Origin of the sequence: Thermoflavimicrobium daqui (genome assembly GCF_003313465.1) — a bacterium.
Lineage (GTDB): Bacteria > Bacillota > Bacilli > Thermoactinomycetales > Thermoactinomycetaceae > Thermoflavimicrobium > Thermoflavimicrobium daqui.
The window spans coordinates 439,251-454,754 of record NZ_KZ845664.1; the positions used below are offsets into that span (position 1 = coordinate 439,251).

Here is a 15,504-nt window from a genome sequence, read left to right on the forward strand (position 1 = left end):
TAAATAGAACTGGGAGGGGAGCGTATGTACACCATCGGACAACAGCTAAGACAAGCTCGTGAACGTTTAGGAATCAATTTGGAAGAAATGGAAAGAAGAACAAGAGTGCATATAAGTTATTTGCAGGCACTAGAGAATGATCAAATGGACTCTTTATTCAATCCTGTATATGTACGAGCTTATATTCGTGCATATGCAAAAGAAGTAGGATTACCTGATCAAGCATTAATTGAACAGTATGAGGCAATGGCCAGTCAAACCAATCAAACAACAATGAAGAAGTCCATGGTCAATACGCATCCTCATGCCACTAATCAGTCTGTGGCTATGCCAAGACCAAACAACAGCTCTTATCAAAAAGAGGAATCACGTAATAAAACAAAAGTGATTCAGAGTGCTAGAAAAAATTCTCCCCAAATGCAACCTAATGTTTCTCAAATACAGTCAAGCCAAAAAACATTAAGTATGAATACGATCCAAATGAGTAGTGCGCATTTAAATCGTAAATTTGCACCAAGAAAAGTTGCAATGCGAGCAAAAGAACAAGAAATGAGCTCACTAGCTGGAGAAAAGAAGAAATCTTCTCCTTGGAAATGGATTACGGTTATCTGTGCTTTGCTGTTAGTCGGTGGTGGAGGCGCTTACTTTACATGGAATGGTAAGTCATCAGGAGAAACGAATGCTGCAGCAAACCCTCCTATTGAAAATCCTGGTATAGTGGGAAGCTCAGGACCCTTACTTGAGCCTGGTGAAGCGAATGATGAGTTAGGGCAAATGTATTATATTTCCAACGTAAATAAACTTGAAGTAAAGTTTATGGGTAGAAATAAATCCTCTAAATTTAAGTTTGGCACTTCCAAAGATAACGCAAAAGAGATGGTATTAAAGCCAGGTGAAACATTTTCAGTAAATACTGCAGGGAAAAGTGAGATTTGGTTTTGGTTTGAAATCCCATCAAGTTTTGAAGTTACCATTAATGGTCAAATATTAGATACATCTGCTCAAGATCTTGCCAAAAGTTATCGTGTCCAAATTAAAAAATAGCCATTATAATTAATTTGTAGACTTAAGGAGGTGGTCATTATTGTCTACAGTACTATTAGGTCAGCAGCTCAAACAAGCACGTCTTGCAAGAGGTCTTACAGTAGAAGAGATTGCAGAGATGGCACAAATTGATATAAAATATGTAAAGGCAATCGAACAAGGGCGGTTCGAGATATTTAATAATACAGCTTATTTGCGTTCTTACATACGATTTTATGCGAAATGTGTTGGTTTAAACCCCCAACAGCTTTTGAATAACAGTGGTTTATCTTATAAAAATAACGAAACCCAATCAACTAGACATATGCAGACCAGATCATATCGTCCGGTTAATCAATCGAAATCGCAAATAAGAAGAAATGTTGAACTCGAGGAAACAAGCTCTCATCGATTCCAAGAGACTAAACGTTATCAAGTGAATGTGGTTCCATCTGAAGAAAAAAATAATCGGAATACACGTTCAAATAAATCAACGTCTGCTACCCGCTCAAATCATGTAGTCAACTCCGCAAATCCAAAACGTTCACAAACAGTTAGAAGAAGATCAGCTGTTTCGAGTGAAAAAGATACACACGAGAAAGAAAGTGGATCTGAAGGTCAACTTTCACGCACAGCAACATTGAGCAGAAGTGACCGAAAGAAGCGAATACGAAAAGAAAAATCGGCTAACCCGATTTACACAGGCTTTCTAATTGTTGGTACTGTTTTATGGGCGTTAGCCACATTGGGCTTAGTATATTTAAAGTATATTTCTTAGAGGAGCTCTCAAATGAATGAGGGCTTTTTTGACACATGATAAACCACCATGTTATGCTGAAAGCGAAATATGGAAAACGAAAAGTGGAAATTGAGTGATAAGAGCTTATCAAACTAAAAATAATACGCTTCTTTTTGGGGCGGGCGGTGAGTGGGAACAACAACCTTTAGGAGGTGGCAGGGGTGTCTGTTGAAATAGGTGCTTTTTTACGTCAAACACGCGAAGCGATTGGCCTGTCCCTTGACGAGGTTCAGGAAAAAACGAAAATTCAAAAATCGTTTTTAGTTGCTATTGAAAATGGTGAATTTCATAAATTACCAAGTCCTTTTTATGTTCGTACATATCTCCGCTCTTATGCCAATTGCTTGAAAATTGAGCCACAACATATCTTACGACAATATCGTAAACAAGAACAAGAAGAAAGACAAAATAAAGGAATTCATGGTAGTGGTCGAACGAGCCAAATGACAGGACATATACCAAACATCATGGAACCGAATGTTTCAGAAACAAATACAACTCAAATTCGTCCACCCATCTTATCCAACTCACAAAAGCATCGAAGAGTGAGCCGACAAACAGCTTTAACAGTCGTGTCAACTCAAAATAACAATGAGGCACAGTCTAAGCGGAGAAATTTATTTGCAACGCAACAAATGAATCTTTCTTCTTTACACCAATCAAAACAAGAAATGGCAGTGGCAGCTGAAGAGCTTTCTGCACAACAGTCAAGACAGCAAAAAGAGATAGGTAAATCGTCAACTTCTCCTCGGAAGATGTCAGCCTTCCAACAGGCTGAATCAAATAGAAGTAAAAATCAAACAGAAATATTTACAACTGCGAATTTAGATAAAAAGCAAACGACTCTAAAATCTCCTTTACCTAACAAAAATACAAATACAAATCCGAACATATCAAAACCAGATCCGAGTAGCATAAATGGGTCGGATCAGGGGTTAGCTGGTAAAACGGTTTTTTTACGCTCGGCAAAACCAATGTCAAAGCTACCAAATCAGCCTACTCCAGCAGAAGCAGCAACTAAGCCAGATATTCCCAAAGGGGATGAGTCTTTATTCCCGACTCGTGGTAGAGGAAAAACATCCAAACGCAAGGTAGCAGGGAAGCGCTCAACGAAAGTTTTTATAGCCTCTGCTGTGATCTGTATTCCACTTCTCTTTTTAGGATACTATTTTTTATTTGCTGATAAAGATGACCCAAAAGATGAAACTAAAACATCTACACATAAAGTGGTACAAAATAATAGCAGTAATAAGAATCAATCCCAAGAAAAGCCTACACAACCTCAATCGGATGCAGGACCGGGTGAAGTAAAAATCAGTGATGCAGCCAATAATAGCTATCTGTTACAAGGTGGAGATCAATTGCAGATTAAAATAGAAGCGACAGCAGGTGAGTCGTGGGTAAATATTCGAAATCAGCCTAAATATAATAAGGAAGTAACTGTAAAGGATGCTACGGTTAAACCGAAACAGGCACCGTTGGAGTATAGTTATACATTTAAAGATCAACCGCTTTTTATTCAATTAGGACAGCCACAAAATGTCAAAGTTTATTTAAATGGTGATCCGATTCAATCTGGACAACTTATTGAGATTAAGAAAAAATAGAATGAAAGCCAGCTTTGTGTGTATAGTGAACAGGCTGGCTTTTCATTTTGACTTTTTTTTTGAGTATAAGATATACTTTTAAAGAAATTGGGCACTTCATTTAGCAGGAGGTATTCATATTGTCCAATCCAATTACTGAAAAGTTGCGATTGGCTAGGGAACAAAAGCGGTTAACGTTAGCCCAGATTGAAGCACATACCAAAATTCCCGTGCGTTATATCTTATCTATCGAAAAGGGGGACTTTGCCGCTATACCACCTAGTGTTCCATTGACACTACATATACGTTCCCTCGCCCAACTACTTGAGGTTGATCCAGCTCCTATTTTGCAAGCTTATCAAAATACAAAAAGGAGAGCAAAACCATCACCCTCCTCTTCTCAAACTACCATGATTTTTCAATCTGCTGCTCTACCCAATACAGGTAATAACTCTATGAATATGGGTGGAACACCTGCAAATCATGGACAAACTTTTTTATCTAGAAAAGAAACTATGAAAGTAAGGAAGCTTCAAGAACAATCGATCAACAGTTGGCAGAGATGGTTATTCAAATGGTATGTATATGTTCCTATCATCGCTGTGTTTATATTAGTACCGATTGCTATTTGGCTCTGGAATGATAGTGAACAGGAGGCCCCTACGAAGGCAAGTACAACTACACCAGTTAGCCAAGCTTCTACTACATCACCCAGTCCAATTGTTGAACAAAAAAAAGCTGAGATTCAACTAGTTCGAGCAGCAGAAACGAGCCAAGATGAGACAGATGTTTATGAAGTAAAAAATGTAGAACAGTTAAGAGTGAAAATTGAAGCCACAGGTTCGGTAAAAATATCAGCACATATGGGAGATAAAAAGGGAAAGGTTTTGCTTAATAAAACTTTAACGGCAGAGGAAAGTGAAGAAGTAACAGATCAAAATGGGATCTTTATCACGGTTTCTTCTCCAAAACAAGTTGTTTTATATATCAATGACATCATTATTGATACCTCAAAAGCAAAGAAAGCACAAAACTATCAGTTTAAATTAAGTAATTAGTCCTCCACATGAGCAGAAGGGTGATTGAAATTGCCTTTCTGCTCTTTTTGACACGTGTAATCAGCTTAGTTTATACTTACCTAAGAATTACTTAAGCGTTAAGCAAAAATGTTGTGCTTTAAAAACTTTGAAGCTTAGTTAAGTTTCCCAGCGATTTATATTTTCTTGAAATAAGTACAGAGGGGGTTATGACTTAACGATCTTTAAGGTGCACACTTTTAAGTTTTAAGCAGTCTTGTCTATCAGCTGGGTGAAATAATAAATACTTAAGTGTGAGGGTGACCTCCATGACGGTACAGATCAGCTTATCAGGGGGTAGATTTTAGTGAACTTGGCCAATAAAATTACACTAGCTCGCATTTTTCTTGTACCTGTGGTCATGATTTTTTTATTGGTGCGGTTTGATTTGGGTTCTGTTCATCTAGGTCAAGTCACTTTAAAAGTTAGTGAGCTAGTTGCGACCCTCATTTTTATTTTAGCAGCTGTGACAGATGGGTTAGATGGTTATATTGCTCGTAAAAATAAGATTGTAACCAATTTGGGGAAGTTCTTGGACCCATTGGCTGATAAATTATTGATTACAGCTGCCTTAATTTCATTGGTAGAAATGCAGCGATTAGAAGCGTGGGTTGCAATTGTGATCATTAGTCGTGAATTTGCTGTAACAGGACTTCGCCTAATCGCCGTAGCAGAAGGGTATGTGATTGCAGCTAGTCCACTTGGCAAGTTGAAAACGATTATACAAATTGTTGCGATTGTTTCACTCATGTTGAATAATGTTCCATTCTCTATTTTCTCGTTTCCATTTGCTAATATTGCTACAGTACTTGCTGTGGCCATTACTATTATATCGGGCCTAGACTATTTCTACAAAAATAGAAAGATTGTTGCGTTAACTAAGTCAGAGCAATAGAGAAGAGAGGATATTTAACCCATGCGTGCTGAGATTATTACTGTTGGGACAGAATTAGTTTCGGGTCAAACATTGGATCGTCATTCCTATTATTTGTCACAGGAATGTTATACTTTGGGAGTCCCCGTTTACTTTCATACTTCTGTTGGAGATAATGATAAACAATTGATGGATGTAATACGACTTGCTCATTCACGCTCTGATTTAGTTTTTTTATGTGGAGGACTTGGTCCCACAGAAGATGATTTAACTAAAGAAGTTTTAGCTGAATTCTTAGCTGAAGAGTTGATTTTAGATCCAAAAGCCTTGGACCATTTAAAGCAAATTTTTATACATCGTTTGGAAGAGATCCCAAGCAATAATTATAAACAAGCTTATGTATTTAAAAACGGAACCCTATTTCATAATTTACATGGAACTGCACCAGGACTCACAGTTACGAAAGATCAAGTAACTTATATTTTGCTACCAGGTCCTCCAAGAGAGCTTAAACCCATGTTTGAAGCAAGTGTACGCCCTTTTTTAATGCGCTTACTATCTCAAAAGTCGGTGATTAGACTAAAAGATTATGGTTTTTTTGGTATTGGGGAATCGAGCCTAGCAGAAAAGTTAAATGATTTAATACAAAATCAATCGAATCCTACCATAGCTACATATGCAAAGGATGTAGGTGTGATATTACGACTAACAGCGTATGCTACAGATGAAGAAGAAGCAGAGCGCTTATTTGCACCTCTGGAGGAAGAGGTTTTCAGACGAGTTGGAAGTTATTGTTATAGTAAACAGAATGAATCATTGGAAGAAGTTGTTTTTGGACTGTTATCTCAGCAAAATAAGACCGTGGCATTTGCTGAGAGTTGTACTGGTGGGCTTGCTACCCATTTACTTACAACGGTTCCAGGATCTAGCAAAGTGGTTAAAGGTGGACTTGTCTGTTATACCAATGAAATTAAGACCTTAATGGCAAATGTACCAGAGGACACTTTAAATAAATATGGATCAGTAAGCTTTGAGACTGCAAAATATTTAGCAGATAATACTCGGCAGCAATTTACTACCGACTATGCACTGAGCATAACAGGTATAGCTGGTCCAAGTGCTACAGAAGGGAAGCCGATTGGCCTGATTTGGATCGGTTTGGCTGAAAGAGGAAAAGTCACTCGTGTATATCAGCTCCAATTAAAGGGTTCCCGTAAGCGAATCCAGCTATTGGCAGCGAACTATGCTTTATTCATCTTACAGCAACGTATAAAGAAAGGTGAACTTATGCAATGAATCGTTTCGAGCAATTTAAGTTAAGTCAAGATATTTTAAAAGGGATTCAAGACTTAGGATTTGAAGAGCCTTCGCCTATTCAGAAGAAGTGTATCCCATCTATTCTACGTGGTGAAGATGTGATAGGGCAAGCACAGACTGGGACAGGTAAAACCGCAGCTTTTGGAATTCCAGCTCTTGAAAAGATAGATACGCATATTAATAAGGTGCAAAGTATCATTTTGGCTCCGACACGTGAGCTAGCTATTCAAGTTTCTGAAGAAATTCGTCGTATCGGGCGACCTAAGCGTGTTCGGACTTTACCCATTTATGGCGGACAGGCAATTGGACGTCAAATTAAAGCTTTACAGCAAGGTGTGCATGTGGTCATTGGTACTCCCGGACGATTATTGGATCATTTACGCCGTGGCACATTAAAGACAGACCATGTGCGAATCGTTGTTCTTGATGAAGCAGATGAAATGTTGGATATGGGTTTTATAGATGATATTGAAGAAGTCATGCAATTTGTACCCAAAGGACGTCAGCTCCTTCTTTTTTCAGCAACGATGCCAAGTGCCATTCGGCAGCTGGCGCAAAAATATATGCGTAAGGCAAGAATGATTACGGTCAATCATGGTGAAGTGACTGCTCCAGCTATAACACAGGTTTCCTATCGTGTACTAGAGAATTTTAAAGTTGAAGCACTATGCCGAATTTTAGATAGTGAAGAGATTGATTTAGCCATCATTTTCTGTCGAACTAAAAAAGGAGTAGATGATCTAACAGAGTCATTACAAGCACGAGGATATTTAGCAGGTGGGCTACATGGTGATTTGACACAACAACAACGTGATCGAGTGATGAGTGCTTTCAGACAAGGTGAGATCGAATTACTGATTGCAACAGATGTGGCTGCACGTGGGATTGATGTCGGTAGTGTATCCCATGTTGTAAACTATGATATTCCTCAAGATGTAGAGAGTTATGTTCATCGAATTGGTCGTACAGGGCGAGCAGGACGAAGAGGTATGGCTCTTACCCTCGTAACGCCACGAGAAATGAAACAGCTTCGACAAATCGAACAAGAAACAGGTGCACGTCTTACTCCCAAAGAGCTTCCAACCCTTGAAGAGGTAGCTGCTAAACAGCAAGATAGCTGGATCGCGCAAATGGAGGAAACGATTCAATCGGATATAGACTTTTCCATGCTCGGAGAGATGATTAGCCAGCTTACAGCAAAATTCTCGCCCGAGAAAATCATGGCAGCAGCGCTACATTTAGCTTTCTTCGAACGATTCGCAAAGAATGAAGATACAGCTTATAATTTTGGGGAAACCGGAGCAGCTCCAGGTATGGTACGTTTCTTTATCAATGTGGGACGTAATGCCAATTTGGGTCCGCAAGAATTAGCTAAAGCGATTGCTGAACATGCAGGTATATCCCATCGACAAATAGGAAAAATTAATATTTATGATCGTTTTTCTTTTGTAGAAGTACCTAAAGAATTAGCACCATTTGTATATGAAGCGCTTAGACAATCTCGTATCAATGGTGCGAGAATTAATATGGAACCAGCTCGTCCTCGAACTCGTTCAACATTTTGAATATTATAAGATGAACTTAGAGGATGTATCGGTTTTTTTAGATGACAAATACTTTTCTCTTTGAATTGAAAATGCTATTCTTTCTCTTATACTCCTAGAAAGAATAGCATTTTTTGTTTCTTTGGATATGATAAGGAGCCAACCACATTTTTTATATCTTTTGCTTTAGTAAACGTAGAGCATAATCTTTCTGAATAAATACCATTTATGTAGATAATGGAACTATAAATAAAAAAAACTTTTAAATTTAGATTTCGCATACTTAGATAGGCGAAGCTATATTTGATAAGGTATTTCGATATTTAAAACAATTATAAATTGTTTAGACTTTAATCTAGTTTACTGTGGATTGTGGAAACGCTGCGCAAATACTAAAATACGTGCTATACCATTCATACAAGCGCCTTCAAAAAGGGAAAATGATTGTTTTGATCCAAATTCTCTTAGTTCAAATAAGTGATTTCTGAATAAATCGGAAGTTATATCTTTATTAGTTATGAATCTTCTCTGAATTAGAGACCTCTGATGCATTTATATGCTTAAGGTTTGATTTAAATTTAGTTCAAAATTGTATATGATATTTAGGGAGCAAACCAAGTGAACATAGATAAACGGAGGAGAATACATGGAGAAAAAGCCTGATATGAAAATAAATATAAAACGATTTATTAAGCTGATAGATTTCAAGGTTTTACCTAAGCATCTCATTGTTCTTGTATTGGGATTAAGTTTGATTTCAACCATTGCTGGACTAGTTGTACCATGGTTTACTAAAAATCTGGTCGATGTGATGACAGTTAGTAAACTTGATCTGACTACCATTTTCATTTTAATAGGTGCTTTTATCATCCAAGCGGCTGCTGGAGGTTTTTCAACCTACTATTTAGCATATCTTGGAGAAAAAGTTGTATCCAATTTACGAAAACGTTTGTGGAATAAAACATTATTACTCCCTGTTTCTTATTTTGATCAGAATCGTTCGGGGGAGACGATTAGTCGGATTAATAATGATACAGCAGTGATTAAAGATTTGATCAGTGTTCAGTTAGTATCGATTTTTACAGGTATCATTTCTTTATTTGGTTCTCTTGCTATACTTTTCTATTTAGATTGGTCGATGACACTAGTAATGCTTACTTCTGTTCCCATTATTTTTCTGGTTATGAGACCAATTGGTCGAAAAATGTATTCGATTTCTAAAAATTTACAAGGTGAAATGGCTCATTTTACTAGTTTAATGACACAGGTTGTTTCGGAGATTCGATTAGTTAAAGCTTATGTAGCTGAGCCAGTAGAAAAGAAGCATGGGGAAAAAAGAATTGATCATCTCTTCAAAGTTAGCCTAAAAGAAGCGAAACTCACTGCGATTCTTCAGCCATTGATGAGCTTTGTAATGATGTTTATGTTAGTGGTAATTATCGGCTATGGTGGATATCGAGTTGCTACGGGAGCTTTAAGTGCAGGTGATTTAGTAGCATTTATCTTGTATCTATTCCAAATCATTATGCCACTTACCATGCTGACTCGATTTATGACAAGTGTTCAAAAAGCGATGGGAGCAACAGAACGAATTAATCATATTTTGGAAAACGAACAAGAAGAGATGGATGTAAAGGAAAAAAGAGTTGATCCTTCCTTACCTATTTACTTTGATCATGTGAAATTTTCTTATTCAGAAAATGATTGGGTTATCGATGATGTTAGTTTTACGATTCAACCAGGTAAAGTTACGGCGTTAGTCGGACCGAGTGGAAGTGGGAAAACGACAATATTTTCCTTATTGGAGCGCTTTTATCCAATAGCAGAAGGAGAAATTCGTTTAGGAGATACACCATTATCTGAGTTTGGGCTAAGAGAGTGGCGTAGCTGTATCAGTTATGTATCCCAAGAAAGTCCATTACTAGCTGGTACGATTCGTGAAAATATCTGCTATGCGATGGAACGAGAAGTGACAGATGAAGAGCTAAATAGAGCTGCAAAACTAGCTTATGCGGATGAATTTATTCAAGAGTTACCCAATGGATTTGATACAGAAGTGGGAGAACGGGGTATCATGCTATCGGGAGGACAACGGCAACGGATTGCGATTGCACGAGCGATCTTACATGATCCGAAAATTTTGATGCTGGATGAGGCCACTTCTGCTTTAGACTCTACCTCAGAAAAGGTAGTCCAAGATGCATTACAAAATCTAATGAAAGGACGAACCACAGTAGTTATTGCGCATCGCTTATCGACAGTAGTAGATGCAGATCAAATTCTCGTCTTAGAAAAAGGAAAGCTGACTGGAGTTGGCACTCATGAAGAGTTGTTAAATAATCATTCACTTTATCAGAAGTTGGTTAAGCAACAGTTTAAATGGGAGAAAAGTTTATAGAGTATCAATATCGATTTATGCTACAAAATGTGTAGAAAAAAAAGAGAATGATCTATTGCTTAACTCGAATAGGAAAGCACCGATTTGTCATCAGTTATAAATGGATTTGGAATTTAAATTGATAAAAAGCCCTATGTCTTTGGACTCAGATGATAAACCAAAGCATAGGGCTTTTGACTTTAAAAGATTAATCTGGAATTCCTAAAGCAATCTTCGCATAGCGAGACATACGGCTTTTATCCCAAGGTGGATTCCAAACAATGTCTACTTCGACTTCTTTGACCCCTTCTACTTTGCTCACTGCATCTTTGACAAGGCCATTAATCATTCCAGCTAAAGGACACCCGATCGCAGTCAGTGTCATGGTGACTTTGACATTTCCATCATCATCGATATCCACACCATAGACAAGCCCTAGATTGACAATGTCAATGTTGAGTTCAGGATCATTCACTTCTTCAAGGACTTCCATGATCTCTTCTTGCATTTTTGCTTTGTCCATGAATTTGTTCCTCCTTTGTATGCTTTATCAATAGTGTACCATGAGTGGGGGGGGGATGAACAATGAAAGAGGGAAATGTCAATCACACAGAATTTAAATAGAGTCTAATTTACATGTTCGTTTTCGGGGACTTTCGTACATAGATCAACTTGAAGATATATGCCATATAGACTATGGTCCAAGGAATGATAGTCATATTTTTAATTACAAAGTATATGGCATTTTTTACCTCTTCAGGCTCAAATGAAGTAATATGGGTTAAATCGATGAATGAAAGTACAATGGGCTCACTGGTAATCAAACTGATAATACCATTGATAATGGCTGCAAAGATCGCAAAAAAAACTAGATGCCATGCAAGCTCTTGCCATTTGATTTTCTTCATATCTTGAGAGAGTGATGTCCAGACATCTGTAGTAAATATCGATCGTAAAGATATTTTTCTCCCGAATGCTAATATATAAAGAAATAATACGACTCTTGTTAGTTCAGTAATCACTTCTAAGATGAAAGGTGTACCTTCATCTAGCATCTGTAAGGCTCTCATTGTTGATGGGATAAAGGATAGTAAGACTAACAGTAGATGAGAATAAAAAAATGATATAGATTGACCAAATAAAGATAATGACGAAAGCATATGATGTCGTATTGGTTTTAGTCACATAAGTGAATTCCTCCTCTCTATTAATTTCCTTACAATTGTGAACGTTGTATTATTTATCCCGACTTGTGTTCTTTGCTTTTTGCAGCTTACTTGCTGCTTGTTCGAGAATATGAATTGTTTTATCGATGTATCTAGAAATGGCTTCTAGTTCCTGTTGATTGAAACTAGACATTAACTGGCTCATTTCTTGTATCATCGGTTCCATGAGTGGTTGAATTTCATTCTTAGCCTTTTCCATGTTAGGTTGGATGATTACTCGACGTCGATCTTTGGGATCTTTTTCTCGACAAACAAAACCCGCTCTTTCTAGTCGATCAATAACAGCTGTTATAGCTCCTGTAGTAAGACCCGTTAATTCAGCAAGCCTCCCTGCTGGAATAGCCCCCTCTTCGTGTAGAATCCCTAAACACTTATGATCAGTAATATTTATTCCTAATCGATCAGCAAGGGCCTGATGAAAGAGAACAACGCGTAGACTTAGTTCATGGCCAGGATTTCGGTTCAGCAAATTATTTTACCTCCTAATTTTCTTAGTTACTAAGATAAATGAGCTAAAAAAATCCATCTCATCCTATTGACATAATCTTAATCTGCTAGAATTTTTATTTCCCAAGAACTGACAATGACTTTAACACCCTCAGAATTGGTTAAGAATATATTTTAATTATAGAGTTAATTATCTTAATTATCAAGATAATATATCATAAATTATACGGATTTATGACGTGCTTTGCAAAACAAAAGTGAATGGGAGATGAAAATGCTGTTATGAGTCTTGACTAAACACTTGATGAGTAATAATATTTTGAATTTATCAAAGTTAGCTTTGCTGGAATATGAAGTTTGATTAGATATCTGTCTAGTAAAAAACAAAGTCCCCTCTGTTAATCATTTTTCTCGACACAAAAGAGGGGACATATTGATTGTGGCTTCCATCCATGCACACCCGATGACCGTCAGTGTCATGGTGACCTTAACATTTCCATCATTATCAATATCTAATGCTATAAAACAAGCCCTTGGTTCACGATATCGATATTCAACTCAGGGTCATTGACTTCCTCAAAGACTTCCATGATCTCTTCTTGTATCGCTTTGTCTATAAAATGGTCCTTCCTTTGTAAATCAAACCATGAGAGAAAAGAATGAAAAAGAAAAGCACGGCTATCATTAAATATCGAAACTTAAGAATTGGAATTAAAATCTTATTGAAAATATGATTTAGTCAATAAATCTGTATAAAAATATCGTTAAATTAAATAAAGATGATTGTGGGAAAACTTTATTGGCGATTAGAGATCATTATCATAATATCTATTGGTTTAGTTCATAACCTTTCTTTATTAATCTCAAGGACCATCTCATCTTTTATATTAACTCGTTGATTCTCAACCATAGAAACAATAATTTCATCAGAAAGCAATTTAGAATAAAACGATTATACAAGATTTTTATTTACGCTTGACAGCGAAGAATTTCTAGGTAATAATAATGACTAGATTATAATTATTATATATAAATAAATGTTATAAAATACTTAGGAGGAATTTAATTATGTCTCTAATTGGTACTGAAGTAAAACCATTCAAAGCACATGCTTACCATAATGGCGAGTTTATCGAAGTTACCGAAGCTAATTTTAAAGGTAAATGGAGTGTAGTTTGCTTTTATCCTGCAGATTTTACATTCGTTTGCCCTACTGAACTTGAAGACCTGCAAAATCAATATGCAACTCTGAAAGAACTTGGGGTTGAAGTATACTCCGTTTCTACAGATACGCATTTTACACATAAGGCATGGCATGATCACTCAGAAGCGATTAGCAAAATTGAATATATTATGATTGGTGACCCATCTCAAAAGCTCTCTCGCAACTTCGAAGTGTTAAACGAAGAAGAAGGTCTAGCTGATCGTGGTACTTTCATCATCGATCCAGACGGTATCATTCAAGCTGTTGAAATTAATGCAGGCGGTATCGGCCGTGATGCAAACACGGTTGTGAGCAAAATCAAGGCTGCACAATATGTTCGCAATAACCCAGGTGAAGTTTGCCCAGCAAAATGGGAAGAAGGAGCTGCAACACTTAAGCCAAGCCTAGATCTTGTAGGAAAAATTTAAGGAGCATGACCGATGAAACTGGATGCAGATATAAAAGCACAACTAGCTCAATACCTTCAATTAATGGAAGGTGATATACTTCTAAAAGTCAGCGCAGGCTCCGATAACGTATCCCGTGACATGCTGTCTCTAGTAGATGAATTGGCTACCATGTCATCTCATATTAAAGTGGAAAATACACAATTAGAGAGAACTCCGAGCTTTAGTGTGAATCGTATCGGCGAAGACACTGGAGTAACCTTTGCTGGTGTTCCTCTGGGACACGAATTTACTTCACTTGTGTTGGCTCTACTACAGGTTAGTGGAAGAGCTCCAAAAGTTGATCAGAAGGTCATTGATCAGATTAAAAGCGTGAAGGGCGAATATCATTTTGAATCCTATATCAGCTTAAGCTGCCACAACTGTCCGGATGTTGTGCAGGCACTAAACTTAATGAGCATTCTCAATCCTGGCATTACACATACCATGATTGACGGTGCAGCTTTCAAAGAAGAAGTTGAAAGCAAAGAAGTCATGGCTGTGCCAACTGTCTTCCTAAATGGCGAACCCTTCGGCAGTGGTCGTATGACCCTTGAGGAAATCCTCGCCAAGATGGGGAACGGCCCCGATGCGTCAGAGCTTGCTGATAAGGATCCATTCGATGTTCTCGTTGTTGGAGGCGGACCAGCTGGTGCCAGTGCAGCGATCTATGCGGCACGTAAAGGTATACGTACAGGTATTGTTGCTGAACGCTTTGGCGGTCAAGTAATGGACACCATGGGCATTGAGAATTTTATCAGTGTGAAATATACGGAAGGTCCTAAGCTTGTAGCAAGTTTGGAAGAACATGTCAAAGAGTATGGTATTGATGTAATGAACTTACAGCGTGCCAAGCGTTTAGAAAAGAAAGACCTGATCGAAGTTGAACTAGAAAATGGCGCTGTACTAAAGAGTAAAGCTGTCATTCTTTCAACTGGGGCACGCTGGCGTAATATCGGTGTACCCGGTGAAGCAGAGTTCAAGAATAAAGGTGTAGCATACTGTCCTCATTGTGATGGTCCGTTGTTTGAAGGAAAGCATGTAGCGGTTATTGGCGGTGGTAACTCTGGTATTGAGGCGGCCATTGATCTTGCAGGTATTGTGAAACATGTAACAGTTCTTGAGTTCATGCCAGAGTTGAAAGCTGATTCTGTCCTACAGGAACGCCTTTATAGTCTCCCTAATGTCACTGTCCTCAAAAACGTTCAAACAAAAGAAATTACCGGTACTGACAAAGTAAATGGTATTACCTACATGGATCGTGAGACAGAGGAAGAACATCACATTGAACTGCAGGGTGTATTTGTTCAGATCGGACTTGTACCAAATACCGACTGGCTAAGTGAAACCGTTGAACGTACCCGCTTCGGTGAGATCATTGTCGATAAACATGGCGCTACGAACATCCCTGGAGTGTTTGCTGCAGGTGACTGTACGGATAGTGCGTATAAGCAGATCATTATTTCGATGGGATCAGGTGCTACAGCAGCCTTAGGTGCATTCGATTATCTCATTCGAAATTAAGGAAAGAGCATAAGTAAGACTACTGATATAATAGTTTTACAGACTATATCTTCAATTTCCG

Annotated in this window: 13 protein-coding genes; 10 read left to right on the top strand and 3 right to left on the bottom strand. The window is 37.8% G+C overall.

Features of this window, described 5'->3' with window-relative positions; genetic code table 11:
• Positions 1 to 24 precede the first annotated feature (24 nt).
• From DL897_RS05120 to DL897_RS05155, 8 genes are all read left to right on the top strand, one after another.
• Complete coding sequence (locus DL897_RS05120; protein ID WP_113658058.1) at positions 25 to 1,044, top strand: helix-turn-helix domain-containing protein; 1,020 nt, start codon at positions 25 to 27, stop codon at positions 1,042 to 1,044.
• A gap of 40 nt (positions 1,045 to 1,084) precedes the next feature.
• The gene (locus DL897_RS05125; protein WP_113658059.1) at positions 1,085 to 1,801 is read left to right on the top strand and encodes a helix-turn-helix domain-containing protein; all 717 of its coding nucleotides are present in this window, start codon (positions 1,085 to 1,087) and stop codon (positions 1,799 to 1,801) included.
• A gap of 182 nt (positions 1,802 to 1,983) precedes the next feature.
• Entirely contained in the window at positions 1,984 to 3,429 is a 1,446-nt protein-coding gene (locus DL897_RS05130) for a helix-turn-helix domain-containing protein (RefSeq protein WP_168188652.1), read from the top strand.
• A gap of 119 nt (positions 3,430 to 3,548) precedes the next feature.
• A complete protein-coding gene (locus tag DL897_RS05135) occupies positions 3,549 to 4,466 on the top strand; it encodes a helix-turn-helix domain-containing protein (protein ID WP_168188653.1) in 918 nt (305 codons plus the stop codon).
• Between the two features lie 325 nt (positions 4,467 to 4,791).
• Positions 4,792 to 5,379: a CDP-diacylglycerol--glycerol-3-phosphate 3-phosphatidyltransferase gene (gene pgsA, locus DL897_RS05140; protein ID WP_113658062.1), complete on the top strand. Its 588-nt coding sequence runs from the start codon at positions 4,792 to 4,794 to the stop codon at positions 5,377 to 5,379.
• Between the two features lie 21 nt (positions 5,380 to 5,400).
• A complete protein-coding gene (locus DL897_RS05145) occupies positions 5,401 to 6,654 on the top strand; it encodes a competence/damage-inducible protein A (RefSeq protein ID WP_113658063.1) in 1,254 nt (417 codons plus the stop codon).
• On the top strand, positions 6,651 to 8,240 hold the full coding sequence (locus DL897_RS05150) for a DEAD/DEAH box helicase (protein ID WP_113658064.1): 1,590 nt from the start codon (positions 6,651 to 6,653) through the stop codon (positions 8,238 to 8,240). The genes DL897_RS05145 and DL897_RS05150 overlap by 4 nt, the downstream gene beginning before the upstream one ends.
• 625 nt (positions 8,241 to 8,865) lie before the next feature.
• Positions 8,866 to 10,617, top strand: coding sequence for an ABC transporter ATP-binding protein (locus DL897_RS05155; protein ID WP_113658065.1), 1,752 nt, complete (start codon positions 8,866 to 8,868; stop codon positions 10,615 to 10,617).
• A 187-nt stretch (positions 10,618 to 10,804) separates the two neighbouring features.
• Here DL897_RS05155 and DL897_RS05160 read toward each other — a convergent pair whose 3' ends face one another.
• The 3 genes from DL897_RS05160 to DL897_RS05170 form a co-directional block, all read right to left on the bottom strand.
• Positions 10,805 to 11,119: a metal-sulfur cluster assembly factor gene (locus DL897_RS05160; RefSeq protein ID WP_113658066.1), complete on the bottom strand. Its 315-nt coding sequence runs from the start codon at positions 11,117 to 11,119 to the stop codon at positions 10,805 to 10,807.
• 109 nt (positions 11,120 to 11,228) lie between these two features.
• Complete coding sequence (locus tag DL897_RS05165) at positions 11,229 to 11,651, bottom strand: hypothetical protein (protein WP_113658067.1); 423 nt, start codon at positions 11,649 to 11,651, stop codon at positions 11,229 to 11,231.
• A gap of 181 nt (positions 11,652 to 11,832) precedes the next feature.
• Positions 11,833 to 12,291, bottom strand: coding sequence for a MarR family winged helix-turn-helix transcriptional regulator (locus DL897_RS05170; protein ID WP_113658068.1), 459 nt, complete (start codon positions 12,289 to 12,291; stop codon positions 11,833 to 11,835).
• Positions 12,292 to 13,337: 1,046 nt separating this feature from the next.
• Here DL897_RS05170 and ahpC point away from each other — a divergent pair.
• Positions 13,338 to 13,901, top strand: a complete 564-nt coding sequence (gene ahpC / locus DL897_RS05175; RefSeq protein ID WP_113658069.1) for an alkyl hydroperoxide reductase subunit C — start codon at positions 13,338 to 13,340, stop codon at positions 13,899 to 13,901.
• Positions 13,902 to 13,913: 12 nt separating this feature from the next.
• Positions 13,914 to 15,443 (top strand): alkyl hydroperoxide reductase subunit F, encoded by a 1,530-nt coding sequence (gene ahpF, locus DL897_RS05180; RefSeq protein WP_113658070.1) that lies wholly within the window; start codon positions 13,914 to 13,916, stop codon positions 15,441 to 15,443.
• The last annotated feature ends 61 nt before the right edge of the window (positions 15,444 to 15,504 follow it).